Source organism: Enterococcus sp. AMC1086 (assembly GCF_058216575.1).
Genome location: NZ_CM177100.1, coordinates 2,105,481 through 2,121,376, shown reverse-complemented (window position 1 = coordinate 2,121,376; position 15,896 = coordinate 2,105,481). Strand labels below are relative to the sequence as shown.

General features: G+C 34.6%; 13 protein-coding genes. 12 read left to right on the top strand and 1 reads right to left on the bottom strand.

The window, feature by feature from the left end; translation table 11 throughout:
- The first annotated feature begins 250 nt into the window (after positions 1–250).
- The 9 genes from AC4BC4_RS10015 to AC4BC4_RS09975 all read left to right on the top strand — a co-directional run bounded on the left by AC4BC4_RS10015 (position 251) and on the right by AC4BC4_RS09975 (position 10,940).
- The gene (locus AC4BC4_RS10015) at positions 251–2,170 is read left to right on the top strand and encodes an endonuclease MutS2 (RefSeq protein WP_490475593.1); all 1,920 of its coding nucleotides are present in this window, start codon (positions 251–253) and stop codon (positions 2,168–2,170) included.
- 310 nt (positions 2,171–2,480) lie between these two features.
- Complete coding sequence (locus AC4BC4_RS10010) at positions 2,481–3,191, top strand: tRNA (adenine(22)-N(1))-methyltransferase (RefSeq protein ID WP_438756648.1); 711 nt, start codon at positions 2,481–2,483, stop codon at positions 3,189–3,191.
- Positions 3,181–4,299, top strand: a complete 1,119-nt coding sequence (locus tag AC4BC4_RS10005) for a Nif3-like dinuclear metal center hexameric protein (RefSeq protein ID WP_438756647.1) — start codon at positions 3,181–3,183, stop codon at positions 4,297–4,299. Before AC4BC4_RS10010 ends, AC4BC4_RS10005 begins: the two co-directional genes overlap by 11 nt.
- 22 nt (positions 4,300–4,321) lie before the next feature.
- Positions 4,322–5,551: a peptidase T gene (gene pepT / locus AC4BC4_RS10000; RefSeq protein ID WP_490475592.1), complete on the top strand. Its 1,230-nt coding sequence runs from the start codon at positions 4,322–4,324 to the stop codon at positions 5,549–5,551.
- Positions 5,552–5,683: 132 nt separating this feature from the next.
- Entirely contained in the window at positions 5,684–6,589 is a 906-nt protein-coding gene (locus tag AC4BC4_RS09995; RefSeq protein WP_490475591.1) for a diacylglycerol/lipid kinase family protein, read from the top strand.
- A gap of 88 nt (positions 6,590–6,677) precedes the next feature.
- Positions 6,678–6,956, top strand: coding sequence for a DUF1294 domain-containing protein (locus tag AC4BC4_RS09990; protein ID WP_490475590.1), 279 nt, complete (start codon positions 6,678–6,680; stop codon positions 6,954–6,956).
- 30 nt (positions 6,957–6,986) lie between these two features.
- Complete coding sequence (locus AC4BC4_RS09985; RefSeq protein WP_490475589.1) at positions 6,987–8,033, top strand: lysylphosphatidylglycerol synthase transmembrane domain-containing protein; 1,047 nt, start codon at positions 6,987–6,989, stop codon at positions 8,031–8,033.
- A 323-nt stretch (positions 8,034–8,356) separates the two neighbouring features.
- Positions 8,357–9,892, top strand: a complete 1,536-nt coding sequence (locus AC4BC4_RS09980) for a hypothetical protein (RefSeq protein WP_490475588.1) — start codon at positions 8,357–8,359, stop codon at positions 9,890–9,892.
- A gap of 319 nt (positions 9,893–10,211) precedes the next feature.
- Positions 10,212–10,940 carry a YcjF family protein gene (locus AC4BC4_RS09975; RefSeq protein ID WP_490475587.1) on the top strand — a complete coding sequence of 243 codons (729 nt, stop codon included), beginning with the start codon at positions 10,212–10,214 and terminating at the stop codon, positions 10,938–10,940.
- Positions 10,941–11,130: 190 nt separating this feature from the next.
- Here AC4BC4_RS09975 and AC4BC4_RS09970 read toward each other — a convergent pair whose 3' ends face one another.
- Positions 11,131–11,550 (bottom strand): GNAT family N-acetyltransferase, encoded by a 420-nt coding sequence (locus AC4BC4_RS09970; protein ID WP_490475586.1) that lies wholly within the window; start codon positions 11,548–11,550, stop codon positions 11,131–11,133.
- Between the two features lie 229 nt (positions 11,551–11,779).
- On the opposite strand from AC4BC4_RS09970, the gene AC4BC4_RS09965 reads away from it, so the two are divergent.
- The 3 genes from AC4BC4_RS09965 (at position 11,780) to AC4BC4_RS09955 (ending at position 15,825) form a co-directional block, all read left to right on the top strand.
- Complete coding sequence (locus tag AC4BC4_RS09965) at positions 11,780–12,100, top strand: hypothetical protein (protein WP_490475585.1); 321 nt, start codon at positions 11,780–11,782, stop codon at positions 12,098–12,100.
- Positions 12,101–12,289: 189 nt separating this feature from the next.
- Positions 12,290–12,814 (top strand): enhanced serine sensitivity protein SseB C-terminal domain-containing protein, encoded by a 525-nt coding sequence (locus AC4BC4_RS09960; protein WP_490475584.1) that lies wholly within the window; start codon positions 12,290–12,292, stop codon positions 12,812–12,814.
- Positions 12,815–13,059: 245 nt separating this feature from the next.
- Complete coding sequence (locus AC4BC4_RS09955) at positions 13,060–15,825, top strand: helicase C-terminal domain-containing protein (RefSeq protein WP_490475583.1); 2,766 nt, start codon at positions 13,060–13,062, stop codon at positions 15,823–15,825.
- Positions 15,826–15,896: the final 71 nt, after the last annotated feature.

Here is a 15,896-nt window from a genome sequence, read left to right as displayed (position 1 = left end):
TAGCTGAAGAATAAACAACCATTTTTAGATGGCTTCTTTAGCGTACCTATGTTGATACCTATCTTAACTCATATAAAATCACCTGATAGACTGTAGTATATCTATCTTTATTGATTGATTATTGAGGGATGAAGGGACGCTTCATCCCTTTTTTGTGTTCATTTAATCGATAAAACTATATTCAGTTAGAAGGAAATTCTTTGGCCTATTCAAAAAAGATAGGTATCTCTTAAAAGAGAAGGAGATACTAATGAATCAAGAAACATGTAATAAAACGCAATTTAATACTATCAAAGAAAAACTGATGACATACGCGATCAGTTACTATGGAAAAGAGCGAATCAAAGCATTACAGCCAAGTAGCCAACTAGAGGTGGTCAAGAAACGTTTACAAGAAACCTCAGAAGCAAAAGCGCTGCTCCAAGCGAACTTACATGTCCCCTTTATGGGCTTGAATGCTATCGAGCATCTGACAAAACAAGTAGAAAAAGGATTTATTTTAGAGCCGAATGAGTTAGTCAGCTATGCTGATTTCCTAAGAAGTAGCCGTTTGATTCAGTCATTTATGCAAAAAAATCAATTTATTGCCCCACTTTTAGCTAGATATAGTGATTCATTACAATTATTTTCCACTATTGAAGACGAAATCTATCATGTCATACGCAATAATCAAGTAGAAAATGATGCCAGCCGTGAACTTCGTAAAATTCGTCGGGCTATTCAAGAGTGCGAAAAAGAAATTGAATTGAAATTGAACGCATTTCTTAGAAATGGACAAAATAAACCAAAAATTCAAGAAGCAATGGTTGTTAAGAAAAATGATCGTTATACAATACCGATCAAAGCAGCGTATAAAAATCAAATTGCAGGAATGATCATAGATACTTCATCAAAAGGAACGACTGTTTTTGTTGAACCCGCAACAGTTACGAAATTGAATGATAAATTATATCAGCTGAGAATGGAAGAAGCGACAGAAGTTTATCAGATTTTAGCGACATTGACTGGTTTGATTGCAGAACAAATGACTTCGATCCACTCAAATGTGGAAGTCATTGCACAATACGATATGATAGTCGCTAAAGCGAAATTTAGTCGAGAAATCAATGGAATCGAACCAGAAATCAATCAAGAAGGAATCGTTGAATTTGTCAATGTGAAACATACTTTGTTAGGTGAGTCGGCTGTTCCGTTGAATCTATCATTAGGAAAAGATTACCGTGGCTTGACCATCACTGGACCAAATGCGGGAGGAAAAACGGTCGTGCTAAAAACCGTTGCCCTGATTTCGTTGCAAACGATGATCGGTGTACAAATAATTGCTGATCAAGGCACGAACATTGCCATTTTTGACCAGATTTATGTTGATATTGGGGATCAGCAAAGTATTGAGAATGCGCTAAGTACCTTTTCAGGCCACATGCATAATATTTCTGAGATTCTTGCTAAAACGAAACAAAACAGTTTGATTTTACTAGATGAAATCGGCAGTGGAACAGAACCAAATGAAGGAGCAGCCTTAACAATCGCGATTATGGAGGCTTTCTATAAAAAGGGCAGTATCATTATAACAACGACTCATTATGGAGAAATCAAACGTTTTTCTGAGGAACATGAAGACTTTCTGACCGCAGCAATGGCATTTGATACCGTAAATTTATCACCAAAATATCAACTAATATTAGGTGAAACTGGTGAAAGTAATGCCTTTTGGATTGCAAACAAAATGAACTTAGATCAGCATGTCGTTAAACAGGCCCATAACTATTTACACGAGCGCAACTATTCAACTAAAAAAGAAACTTCTCTTCACAAAGTCAAAAAACAAAAAGAGCAAACTATTTTTCCAAATTATGAAAAAGGGGATCGAGTCTTTTGGACGGAGAAAAAGAAAATTGGCTTAATCTATGCAACGATGGAAATGACAGACGATGTAGTGATTTATGTCGAAAAAGAAAAAATAACCGTTCATAAACGTCAATTAAAATTAGACCGTAGTGCAACTGAGCTATATCCGCCAAATTATGATCTGAATTCTTTATTTGAAGACTATCATGACCGTAAAAAAAATCGTGATCTTGAACGAGGATCAAAAAAGGCGTATAAGAAATTGAAAAAAGAAAGTCAAGAAAGACAAGCTAAAAAAAGTCATAGGATAAGAGTTGAGTAGTTTCGATGAATATAAACATTTTTTTATCGTACAATCATGTGTATGAGTGTGAAACAAAAGCAATCTTTCAGCTTATTTTCAAGCTTAAACGCTTATTTACCAGCCTCATTCTATTAGAATCAGAATGAAAAGCTAACTTTAAAGGGAATTTTTGTATAGTGAATTACTAACAAGCAATCATTTTTCCTGTAAAAGACAGATTATTTGTTTTAAGTCTGCTATTATCAATTTATAAAAAGAAAAAATTCCTTCTTTCAAAGTGTTCATCCCGATTTTTCAATGGTATAATAATGATGGAGGAATATGTCGAATGAATGAAACTCAATTATCAAAACGTCTAGCACGCGTGGGAGAATTAGTCCCTGAACAAAGCCGTTTAGCGGATATCGGTTCTGACCATGCCTATTTACCTGTAGCATTAGTTTTACAAAAGAAACTTGATTTTGCGATAGCAGGAGAAGTCGTAAAGGGTCCTTATGAAGCAGCAAAAAAACAAGTGAAAAAAAATGGTTTGACGGATCAAATCATTGTCCGTTTGGCGGATGGCTTAGATGCCGTAGAAGAAACAGACAAGATCACGGCCATCACGATTTGTGGGATGGGTGGTGTCTTGATACGTGATATTTTAGATGCTGGATGGAACAATCAGCGTCTTCAAGGTAATGAACGCTTAGTTTTACAACCAAATATTGGTGAAAAACCATTGCGTGATTGGTTGACCGTTCATGGTTATACTATTGTTGAAGAAGATATTTTAGAAGAAAATAATAAAATTTATGAAATCATTGTAGCTTCAAGGATTGAAAGTCGAATTGCTTATTCAGAAAAAGAAAGGCTTTTCGGTCCAATTCTAATGAAACAACAATCACCGATTTTTCGTGAAAAATGGCAAGGCGAATTGAAACAACGTGAAACTATTTTAGCTCAATTAGCCAAAGCTACTGGTGATCAACAAGGTAGGATCCAACAAATCGAAAAAGAAATCACTGAAATCAAGGAGGTCTTGTCAAATGAGTCTTGACGGCAACGTATTTATTGAACGCTTTGAAGCTTATTGTCCTCAGTGGTTAGCTGAAGAAGGGGACCCTGTAGGTTTACATGTCGGTACATTGAATAAAAAGTTAAATAGAGTGTTAGTAACATTAGATGTCCGTCCAGAAGTTGTGGCAGAAGCAATCGAAAAGCAAGTTGACTTGATTATTGCCAAACATCCACCAATTTTTCGACCATTGAGACGCTTAGACACGGATGATTTACAAACAAAAATGTACGCTGATTTATTAAAGCATGATATCGCCGTTTTTGCAGCCCATACCAACATGGATATTATTGAGAATGGTCTAAACGATTGGTTTTGTGAACTGTTAGGGATTCAAGATACAACTTATCTGACAAAAACGCATACGATTACTTATAAGAAACTAGCTGTTTTTGTCCCTGTAGATGATGCAGCAACTATGCGCAAAGTACTTGGACAAGCAGGCGCAGGCCACCAAGGAGATTATACGAATACAAGTTATTCATTGATTGGGACAGGCAGATTTACTCCAGGAGCGAATGCTGATCCTACAATAGGGACCATTGGTAAAGAAGAAGTTGTCCAAGAAGCAAAAATCGAAGTGATTTTTCCAGAAACAATCCAAGAAAAAGTCATTCAAGCAATGCTTTCAGCACATCCTTATGAAGAACCAGCCTATGATGTCTATCGAATAGAAAATATCACGAAAGAATATGGTTTGGGAAGGGTTGGTCACTTAAATAAAGCACTTCCTTTAAACGATTTTGTGTCTCAAATCAAAGAAACATTTGATTTGGATGGTTTGCGAATCGTAGCCGCAGACGAGACAAAACCGATTCAACGCGTTGCAATCTGTGGCGGTAGTGGCGAAAAATTTTTCCGTGATGCCATCAAAGCACAAGCAGATGTTTATATCACAGGGGATGTCTATTATCATACCGGACATGATATGCTGACAGAAGGCTTACCAGTGATCGATCCAGGGCATTATATCGAACAATTATGTAAACCCAAGTTGGTCGAGCTATTCAATCAATGGAAAAAAGATTATAATTGGACTATAGAATTTATCGAATCAGAGGTAAATACGAATCCATTTAAATTCAGATAAAGCAGAAAGAAGGAATTCAATGATGTATGAAAATTTATTGCCACGTTTTTTACGTTACGTAAAAACAGAAACACGCTCAAATCCTAAAAGTGAAACGACACCTTCAACGCAAACACAGGTTGCGTTTGCACAAACATTGAAAAAAGAGTTGGAAGAAATTGGCATGAGTGATGTAATCTATAATGAAACAAATGGTTTTGTTATCGCTACTTTGTCAAGTAACGTAGATAAAGAGGTTCGCTCGATCGGATTTATCGCTCATATGGATACAGCTGATTTCAATGCAGTGAATGTCAATCCGCAAATTATCGAAAACTATGATGGTGAATCAACAATCAAATTAGATAAAGAAGGCAAATTCACCCTAAATACAACAGATTTTCCTAATCTGAAAAACTATGCCGATCAAACGTTGATCACGACAGATGGTACAACGCTTTTAGGTGCAGATGATAAATCTGGGATTGCTGAAATCATGACAGCTATGGAAATTTTGATCAAAACGCCATCTATCAAACATGGTACGATTCGTGTCGCTTTTGGTCCTGACGAAGAAATCGGTGTTGGTGCGGATAAATTTGACGTAGAACAATTCAACGTTGATTTTGCTTACACGATGGATGGCGGTCCAGTAGGTGAATTACAATATGAGACGTTTAACGCAGCACAGGCAGAAGTGACGATCCAAGGGAAAAATGTACATCCTGGAACAGCGAAAAACACAATGATCAATGCTGTACAATTGGCAAACGATTTTCATAATCAACTGCCACAAGATGAAGTACCAGAGAAGACAGATGGGTATGAAGGATTTTTCCATTTAGCTCAAATGAGCGGAACACCAGAAGAGGCTCATATGACTTATATTATTCGTGATCACGATCATGAACGATTTGAAGCTAGAAAAGCACTGATTCTCAAAATTCAAGAAATCATCAATCAACCATTTGACCAAGAACGTGTGCAAATCGATTTATTTGATCAATACTACAATATGGGTGAAGTCATTGAAAAAGATATGAGCATTATTGAATTAGCAAAGAATGCAATGATTGAGCTTGAAATTGAACCAGTGATTGAACCTGTACGTGGCGGGACAGATGGTTCTAAGATTTCTTATCTAGGTATTCCAACACCTAATATTTTTGCTGGTGGCGAAAATATGCATGGGCGTTTTGAATTTGTTTCATTACAATCAATGGAAAAAGCAACAGATGTCATTGTAAAAATTGCAGAATCAAATGCTAAGTAACGTTTGTGATTATTTATAATTATAAATGTTGAAAAGGGGAAGTAATGTTACAACTAGTGACTTACTTCCTGTTTTTCTGTCAAGACTGGACGAGCTTGTGTCACTCTTAAATTGGAAGGAAACGTGATCGAAATGGAAAAAGTAATGATTCTTTTTAATCAAACATCTGGTCAGGATAAAGGAAAAGAATTAGCAGAGCAGTTTGTAGAGTATGCAAAAGATCATGGTCAGAGCGACACACAATTTTTATTAGAACAAGTGGGACCTGATTGTGATAGTAAAAAAACAGTTGAAAAAGCAAAGAGTGAAAAGATCGATACGCTGATTTTTATTGGTGGAGACGGCACGATCAATCACAATGTGGAAGATTTCAAAGAAGAGTTGCCTCATTTAAATGTTGGCTTATTACCTGGTGGAACGGTCAATAATATGGCAAAAGTTTTGGGTATTCCAGTGAAATTTGAAGATGCGGCTGCTATTATTTTAGGTGGAGTAACCAAAAAAATAGATTATGGTATGATCAATCAAAAAGTGATCATAAGCACAATGACAATTGGGATTTTAGCAGATACAGCCGCTCGGATCAGTCAAGAAGACAAGCAAAAATATGGGAAACTCATTTTTGTGAAAAATTTCTTCAAATTACTCGCTAAGAAAAAACGCTATCGTTTGGAAATAAAAACGGAAGATGAACAATGGCAAGGAAAAACACAATTGGTCACGGTGACAATGACCAATTCTGTCGGTGGTTATACGAATTTTGATGATTCGGCATCGCCAGATGATGGACTGTTTCATTTAACTATTTTACCTAAGCTAAACTTTTTCAAATTAGCGTTTTATCTTCCTAAAATTATTGTAGGTAAAATCTATGAACTTCCTGATATCAAATATATAACTGCTGCTGAAATAACGATCAAAAGCTTAAATGAAAAAAAAGTGGGGACTCGTGTAGACGGTGATCCTAGTGAGGATCTACCTGTTCAAATGAAAGTCATTAAACATGGTTTGAGTGTTTTTGTACCCGAATCTTATTAGCAATTTTTATTAGATTGCCGAACGAACGTTACATAAGTTAGCCTTTCAAGGTAATCTATTGAAGGTATAAATTTTTGGAGGAAAATGAATGACAGGGTTGTTGAAATATTTACCGTTGGTATATTTGTTGATTGTAAATTTTGTTGAGTTTTTTGTGATGTATCTAGATAAACAGCGAGCTAAAAGAAAAAAATGGCGGGTTCCTGAATTTGATCTTTTATTTATAGGATTGATTGGAGGGGGAATCGGTGGTTTAGTAGCTCAGCAACTTTTTCATCACAAAACAAAAAAATTAAGCTTTTATTTTTTCTTTATCTTTGGTACACTTGTGGCTGTTGCTTTTATTTACTTTAGTTATAAGAGATAATCTTGAATACAAATTTAGTGGGGAGAAACTATGATAAGCAATTCTAAAACAAAAGTTTTTCTTAATATAGGTTTGCTGGCAATTATTATCGGCATAATCATCTACGTGATGGATAATTCACTTAGCGATATTTTTGCCCAATTAATGAATACTAGCTGGATTGTTGTGACATTAGTCGTCTTGTTAGGTATCATTTATCAAATCGTCGAAGGTCGTTCGATCAAAGAGATTGTTTCTCATTTTGAAGAAGACTTCAAAACAAAAGATGGTTTTTTCACATCATGTTATGTTGCCTTTTATCGTGTGATTTCATTTGGAACAGGGACACTGCTTTCTGAAATTTATTTTTATAGAAAAAAAGGTCTTGCGGTTTCTCAAGGTGTTGGCGTGACAGCGTTGCACATGATCATGTATAAACTTGCTGTTATTTTTCTGTCGATACTTGGATTGATTTTTCAGTTTTCTTTATTTTATTCTCATGCGCCAAAAATGATTCCATTTATTTTAGTCGGTGTTATCTTGACATTTGTGATTATTTTTTCACTATTGATTCTTTCAAGTAGTATCAGACTTCAACTGATTTTAATAAAATGGACGAATAAACACTTTAAGCGGAAAAAATTACGAGATTGGGTAGATAAATGCAATCTACAAATTTATTCTTTAAGAGAAACAGTTCAAACGATCACTAAAGACCGTTCAGCCATGATTCGAATTTTTGGCTGGAACGTAGCGAAGTTACTTTTTTGGTATGTGATTCCATATGTGGTATTAGTAGAGAATCATCCGAATATTGATTTTCTTTTGGTCCTTTCTTTTACTAGTTTTGCCGTTATTTTGTCGGGTGTATTTCCGACACCTGCTGGAATTGGTCCATTTGAATTTGTTTATTTATTACTATTTAAACCGTTAGTTGGAACTGTTGATGCAGTGTCATCTTTATTATTATATCGCTTCGGCAGCTTTGTTTTACCCTTTTTGATTGGATTTATTTATGTCTTGATTCAAAAAAGACGAGAGATAAAAGTAGGACTTCATGCTGTTAGAGAAGAGAAAAAAGAAGTAGTGGATAAGTAAAAAAACGTTAATGAACCGTTACTATTCGGATTCCTTAAGGCTAGGGTATAACTCGTAGAGTTATGTCTTAGCCTCTCTTTTTTTACAATTGTTTTTGATTTTATTTTTATATCAAGTGATAAATACAGGCTATTTTATAGGATGATCTTTTAGTTTATAAAGTTCAAAAGTGAAATTTGCCTGATGTTTTTCTTTTAATTTCGTATATTTGTAAAAAAATGAGAACATTTTTTTATTTTTATAGGTATAATAGAGTATGAAGTCTGTTTTTTTTTCTAAAAAGATGATACGATTTACACAGGAAAAAAATTGAGGAAGTGAGAATGATTAGTAAGCGAAAACGTCAATCAGAAAAAGAAGAACGATCAACCTACCTTTGTAAAGAAGTTGATCCCGATTATCTTGGCCGTGAAATTTATGCCGATAATGTAGACACGCCGTATTCATTTTATCTAGTGCGAAAGTTAAACTTAGCAAAAGATTATCAAAACTTAGCTGAAGGAGAAGCGTTTTTTGACGCAATTTGTGATAGCTGGGATGAATCAGAGGAATTTGAAGCTTTAGTCGTTAAAAAGATTTATATGTATGTTGAAACGGAAGTTATGTACTATACATTACTGATGGGAAGCTTTGAACCGACTAGAAGAGATCTTCGCATAAACTTAAAGCAATGGTTTGAGGATATTACTCTTGAAAAAGAGGACCGAGCGCTTGTTTCTCGAGGAGAATCAACATTGGAATCTGAGGAAATACAAGGGATGATGAAGCAAATGCTTGAAACATCCAATGAGATTTTCCGCTTACGCAAAATGATCAGTGATTTAACAGAGACGATCAATCATGGGAAAATCGAAATGTATACACCTAAAAGTAATCCCATCATTTCTAGAAGCATCCAGACGATCCATCTTAAGAGAGCGCAACCTTTAATGGTCGAAGAAGAAAAATCAGAAAAAGCATTCGTTGAGACTTCTGATTTTGATGAAACTGAAACAATAGAAGATGAGCTGGTCGATGAAGCTATGACAGAAGAATCTGTAGAGTCAGAAATGCCAGAAGAAGTCGAAGCAGAAGTAGTCGAAGAAAATGTAGGGGAAGAAACAGAAAAAAAGTCGGAGCACGAATTGGCGAAAAAACCAATTCAAGACGATTTCCAAGCAGAAGAAGAACCTACAATTTTAGCAATCAAAAAGGTAGAAAATAATCTAGAATCAAAAAAAGAACGTTCATCAATCAAGTTAAAACGTAAACAAATCGAGATAGAAAAAGCGACTGAGATCGTTGAACCGGATACGAAGGAAGAAATAGTACCGGAAAATACGAAATCTGAACCTGTAGATCTTACGTTGCTAGTCTTTAAGAAAAGAAAAACAAAAAAAGCGACGCCAAGCAACTGGCCACGATTTTCAAAACAATTAAAAGCTTGTAAAATCTTTGAAGCTCCTGCAAAAGTACCGAATTTTACTAAAAGTGAGATGGAGAACTTAGAAGATGAGATCTATTTGTGTTTTATGAATAAACGTATGCGATTAGGGAGTAAAAAGGCCGCAGTTCAAAAGAAAAGCGTTTTACGGTCTGATCTACTTGCACAAATCAGTCAAGCAGAATATTTAAATTATTCATGGGGGCAAGTATTAAGACAACGAAAAGAAGATGTCTTGATTTGCGGTCGTTTAAGTTGCGGTGGATTAGTCTCTTCCTTAGATGAGTTCCTGCAGGAAATGCGGGAAATTGCATACAGCCGTTCGTTATTCGGCAAAAAAGTCCGTTGCTCGGTTGATTTACTGCGCCGTTTAGAAGGGTATATTTTAATGGATCAATATATGCAAAATCTAAGCTTAATGCCAGTTGAGAACTAATTAGAAGTAACAAAAAAATGCTATATTTTACCAGACTGATACGAAACGTAAATCGTTTTGTCTCAGTCTATTTTTTATAGTCTAATTGAAAACAATTTGAGAAATGATGCTACACAACAGTCAATACAATTAAGAGTAAGAAAAACTTTAATAAAATAAAATAGGATAGTATTAGTTCATTATCTACTGGTTATTTATCCTGTATTCTCGTTTGAAAAGTGATGTCCTTTGGTTAAATAAGATTTTTCATGTATGATAAAACGAAAGAATAATAATTAAAACAATTGCAAGATATACATAGCTTATGGAGGGAATACACATGAAAAAAATTTTCAGAAAGAAAGCTGCGGACAAAAAGAAATCAGATCTAAAAAAAGCAATCAAAAGCGAGCAACAAAAAGAAAGTAAACGGTCAATTACAGCAAATAAAGCAGAAGAAAAAGAATTTGACTCTTTTTTTTCTGAAGTCATAAAAAAATTCCCGAAAAAAACATCTTCAATTATTCTTAGTAGTTATGGGAAATCAAAAGAGCAAGCGGAAAAAGTCTTAGCTAAAAGTAAACGCCAATTTGATGGTATATTTGATGAATTTTTAGAAGGTGTAGATGAAGATACACGAAAAAAGTGTCACCAAACGGTTCATGCGGCATCCTTAACTGCCGCAATAGTAGGGTGTTCACCAATCCCTTTTTCAGATGCTCTTTTACTTGTCCCGATTCAATTGACAATGATGGCTCGTTTACATAAACTATTTGGGCAATCATGGTCTGAAAGCATGGGGAAAAGTGTTGGAAAAGAAATTGTGGTTGTTGGCTTAGGGAAAAGTGCCGTTGGTAATATCATCAAATTTCTTCCAGGTATAGGAACAGTTGCCGGTGCTGCAATCAATGCTAGTGTTGCCAGTACCATTACAGAGACTCTTGGCTGGGTAACTGTAAAAATGTTGAACGATGGAGAAGATATTTTCGAGCAGACAATGTCTTTTAAAGGTCAATTTCAAACACTATTCAATATGGTACAACAGTCTAGTAAACATTCAAAAAAATAGTAAGAATCCTATAACTGTTGAAATGGGTTGGTAAATTAGTTTCTCGGAGTTAAAGGCTTCTGTTCCAAGCTCATTTTTTTCAGACTGCTTTTCGTAGTATGATGGTACCGGTGAAATTTAAATTGTCTATACTAAAATGTGAGCATAGTAAGTTTTAGTTTATTTCTTATTCAGTATTGGCTGCTCTTAGTTAAACAGTCCAATCTGAAGGGGAAGGATTTTTGGGTAATTTTACATAACCCCTGGGATCATGGCAAAAGCCCAATTTACTATAATAATCTTTAGCCAATTCAGAAGCAAGTAAAACGATATGTATCTCTGTGCCTACTAATTCAATTACTTGGTTCATTAGTTCTCTACCAATCCCGTTATCCCAATAGTCTTTGTCAACAGCCAAATCTGCTACGTATGCTACATCGCCGTAATCTGTTAAAACCCTAATATAACCAACTATTTTGTCTTGGTCCCATGCAGAAATCAATAATGTTGAATGATTGATCATGTTTTCTAATTTTTGATCATTGTCCGTTTGTCGATGAATGCCCGATCTACAAATGATTGTTTTAAGCTGTTCAATTGATAGTTTTTTTTGTTTATACTTAATATTCATAAAAAACTCACCTTCTATAGTATATTTTGAAATACAAGTATATTATAATAAAAATCAATGTTAATGAATAATTTTGACCAGTGAAGCGACATCTTTTTGAAGTTAGGAATTTTAGTGTTTCATTTGTTCATATCTAATTTCCAACATTGAAGAAGAACCTAAAGCGATTTGCAAAAATACGTATGAAGCAGATATCGTCAAACAAAGACCAGAAAAAGGATGTACATTCATGAATGATATAAAAGTCATTACGTTATGTGGCTCAACAAAGTTTATAAAAGAGTTCAGAGAAAGTGAAGCAATGCTTACTAGAAAAGGATTTGCAGTAATAAGCCCATTGCTTTTTGAACAAGATAAAAGCCGTGAAATTTCGAAAGAAGAAGCTACGTTATTCGGAAGGATTCATTTCAAAAAAATAGCTATATCCGATGAAATCTTTGTGATCGATGTTGATGGCTATATTGGAGAAAGTACAAAAAAAGAAATTGCTTACGCTAAACGGAACAATAAAAATATAAAGTATTATTCTAACAAAGAAACGACAGGCTAATAGTTGCTTAATGTAAATAAATAAGAGAAAGCTAGGTAAAAAGAAGTTGTTTTTTAATATGTTAAAAAAAATAAACCCAAAAATTATTTTGATTTTCCACGAAATGAAGAAAGTATTCACAAAATTGTCGAGTGGCTTAAAAATTCTTCTGGTCTGATGATTGATGTGAATTCAAATAATAAATTAAGTGTGTCAGTAACAACACAAGGAGAACAGTTTCTTATAGCATATACAGATGTTTTTCAGAGAATTCCATCTTATAAAAAAAGTGACAGTTTTCTAACAATTGATTACAATGGCTTGGTCGAGTTATTTGAAACAAATAATGTAATCGATTATATCTGGATAAATCCTCATTCCGATAGCGTTACACTTAACCGTACAGTATTTACAGCACAATATACTATAAAAGAGAACACCGCGATCCAAATAGGTCAACCAGAGATACCACCTAAAGTAATAATTGATTTTCTCGTTGAATATGCTGAAAAAGAGCCATCAATAGACCAAGTTTTTCTAGCATTGATGAAGAATCAAAATGAATTTAGTTACGTTGTTTTTGTTGATAGTGCAGAAAATAAAGCAATTGTAAAAAAAATCGGTCCTAGAATAAGTGAGCTCTATTTAAAAAACGACATACGATTTCCTGTTTATTTTGTCTACGATGACCTCATTAAAGAGTCGAAGTATTTAATTTATTCGAAAAATGAATAAAATAAATGAATAAAGAATTAAATAGATAAATCTTTTTAAAACAGAGTAGTCATTCTGATAATAAATAAAGAGTGATTACTTTTTTGTTGAATAGAAAAAGGGATCGTATAAGAAAATAAGTAGAATGAACGTACATAAAAGCAGTCATTGAAATTTCTTTATCAAATATCGATTCAAACTAATACTAAAAAAATAGTTGATTTTGTAGTATACTTTTCAAGGATAGAGGAAAGGCGGGAATGTCCATGAAAGATAAGCAGATATATGCAGTAGTTGATCTAGAAACAACCGGAACCGATCCAATGGTGGACCGGATTATTCAATTCGGCTGTGTATTGATCCAAGAAGGAGTGATCATTTCCCGTTTTGCAACTGATATCAATCCGAATCAAGCTATTTCCAAACAGATCCAGCAACTAACTGGGATCAGTAATTCTCGCGTACAAAAAGCACCTTATTTTGAAGATGTAGCGCTGACGATTTATAATCTATTAGCGGATACTGTATTTGTTGCACATAATATTTACTTTGATTATTCCTTTTTAACGCAAGAACTGTTCCGTTGTGGCACACCTAAATTAAAGATTCCAGGAATTGACACAGTCGAGTTGGCTCAGATATTTTTACCGACAGAAAAAAGTTTCCGTCTAGGTGACTTGTCTGAAAGCTTAGGTCTGATTCATGATAATCCTCACCAAGCAGATAGTGATGCGCAAGTCACAGCAGAACTTCTATTGTTGATCGAAGCAAAAATGCGTCGTTTACCACTGATCACGATGGAAATGATCGATCAGTTGAGCCAACAAACCGGAATGGATACGAGTACCTATATCCATCACATATATAAAGAAATGAAAACAGATATTCAACCTTTAGCAAATGAACAACATGTCGTTTCTGGGATTGCCTTGAGAAAAAAAGTGGTGCCGCTGTATGAAGAAAAGCTATACGGAAAACCAATTTTCCCACAAAAGAAAAAGACAAAAGAAAAAGTCTTTGCAGATAAAATCGGCTATCGTTCAGAACAGAGCCGAATGATGAACTTAGTTTATGAGCATTTTACGAATGATGAAAATAAAAATTTATTTATTGAAGCTGCTACCGGAACTGGAAAAACGCTTGGCTATTTATTCCCTTTAAGTTATTTGGCAACACCTGAAAATCCAGTTATTATCAGTACTGTTTCTATTGTTTTGCAAAATCAATTAATAGAAAAAGATATTCCATTAGCCAATCGAATTTGTCCTAAACCGTTGCATGCGACAATTATTAAAAGTCACCGCCATTATATAGATCTACAGCGATTTAAAGCCACTTTGAAAAATCCGATACCGCAAAAACAATATGCTCTTTATCAAATGGGTGTTTTAGTTTGGCTAGTAGAAACAGATACAGGTGATCTTGATGAACTACAATTAACGAATTTCAATCATGTTTTTTGGCGGGATGTTGCTCATCGAGGTATTGATTTTTTATCTGATCAAGATTCATTGTATCAAGAGGATTTTGTGCGTTTTCTCTATAAAAAAGTTAGACAAAGTAATGTTTTGATTGTTAATCATGCTTTTTTATCTCAAGAGACGCTAAGAGAAATCCCACTGTTACCTAAAAGTTCCTATTTAATCATTGATGAAGCACATCATCTACCTGATATCGCTGGAAAGATTGCTAATCGACAATTTAATTATGTTTCCTTTAAAAAACAGGCAACTCTTTATTTGGAAGACGATCAGTTATTTGATCAAATTAACCAAATTTTCGAATCAGGTTCACAAGAACAGCGCTTAGTCCGTATTTATTCTAAGGCATTAAATGATTTAGTCGAAGAATTTAGCGATTTCTTTTATGAAATAGACCAACTGCTTAAAAATGATAAGCAACAAATTACAGATGCGGTTTTATTGACCAAGCCATTGTTTGATCAGTTATCATTAAATGGAGAGGATTCAATCCAAAAGATCGAGATTCTCTTGACTGAAATGCAAGAAATTCAAAATAGATTGCAGCAGTCGATTGTGAATCAGTTGGAAAAATATACGACAACTGAGCGGATCATATTTGTTAGTTTACTGCAGTTTTTTGAACGAATCAAAACAATCTACAGCTGTTTTGATATTTATGTTAATGAATGGCATCCACATTGGATCAAAGAGTACACGCCCGCACCTCAAGGCTATGGTTTGCTTGCAATCAATGATTTAGAAGCGAGCATTTTACCAGAGACAACCTGGTATGACCGTTACCAGAGGATTTTGTATACAGGTGGTACCTTGAAATTTGGTAACGATAAGAAGTATTTACCAAATAAACTAGGCTTGAAAGATGTTTTATTTAAAACGCTACCTGATCCTTATGACTATGAACAAAATGCTCGTTTATATATTCCAAAAGAAGCGATCACGATTAGTCAGGCAAATACTGCAGAATTTTCAGCTTATATCGCATCAGTGATTCAAGAATTGTCACAACAAGATCGTTCAATGTTGGTTCTATTCACGTCACATGAGATTTTAACTAGTGTTTACTATCGTTTGCATCCGCAGTTTTTAAATGAAAGTAGAGAGCTTTTAGCGCAAGGTATCAGCGGTAGTCGAGAAAAAATATTGAAACGGTTTGCCCATTCTAAAAACAGTGTTTTATTAGGCGCTGACAGTTTTTGGGAAGGAGTGGATCTGCCGGGAGAAGCATTATCGCTTTTGATCGTAACCCGACTACCCTTTGAAAATCCCAAAAGGCCTTTTGTCAAAGCACGTTATGACTATCTTGAAGAAAAGGGAGTCAATCCGTTCACTCATGAAGCTTTACCCAAAGCAGCTTTACGTTTACGCCAAGCTTTAGGTCGTTTGATTCGTTCCGACGGTGATAAAGGAGCGCTAGTTGTTTTAGATAGGCGTTTAGTGACTGCTAAGTATGGTAAACGTATGTTAAAAGCCTTGCCAAAAAATTTACCAGTCAAAGAAGAATCACTAAGGGAAATAACTATGGAACTAAAAGAATTTTTAAATAAATAAATTTATCTGCTATCTATTAAATTTGATTGATTTTCTGCTATAATAGTAGCCAGTAAGTTTGGAAAGGGCGA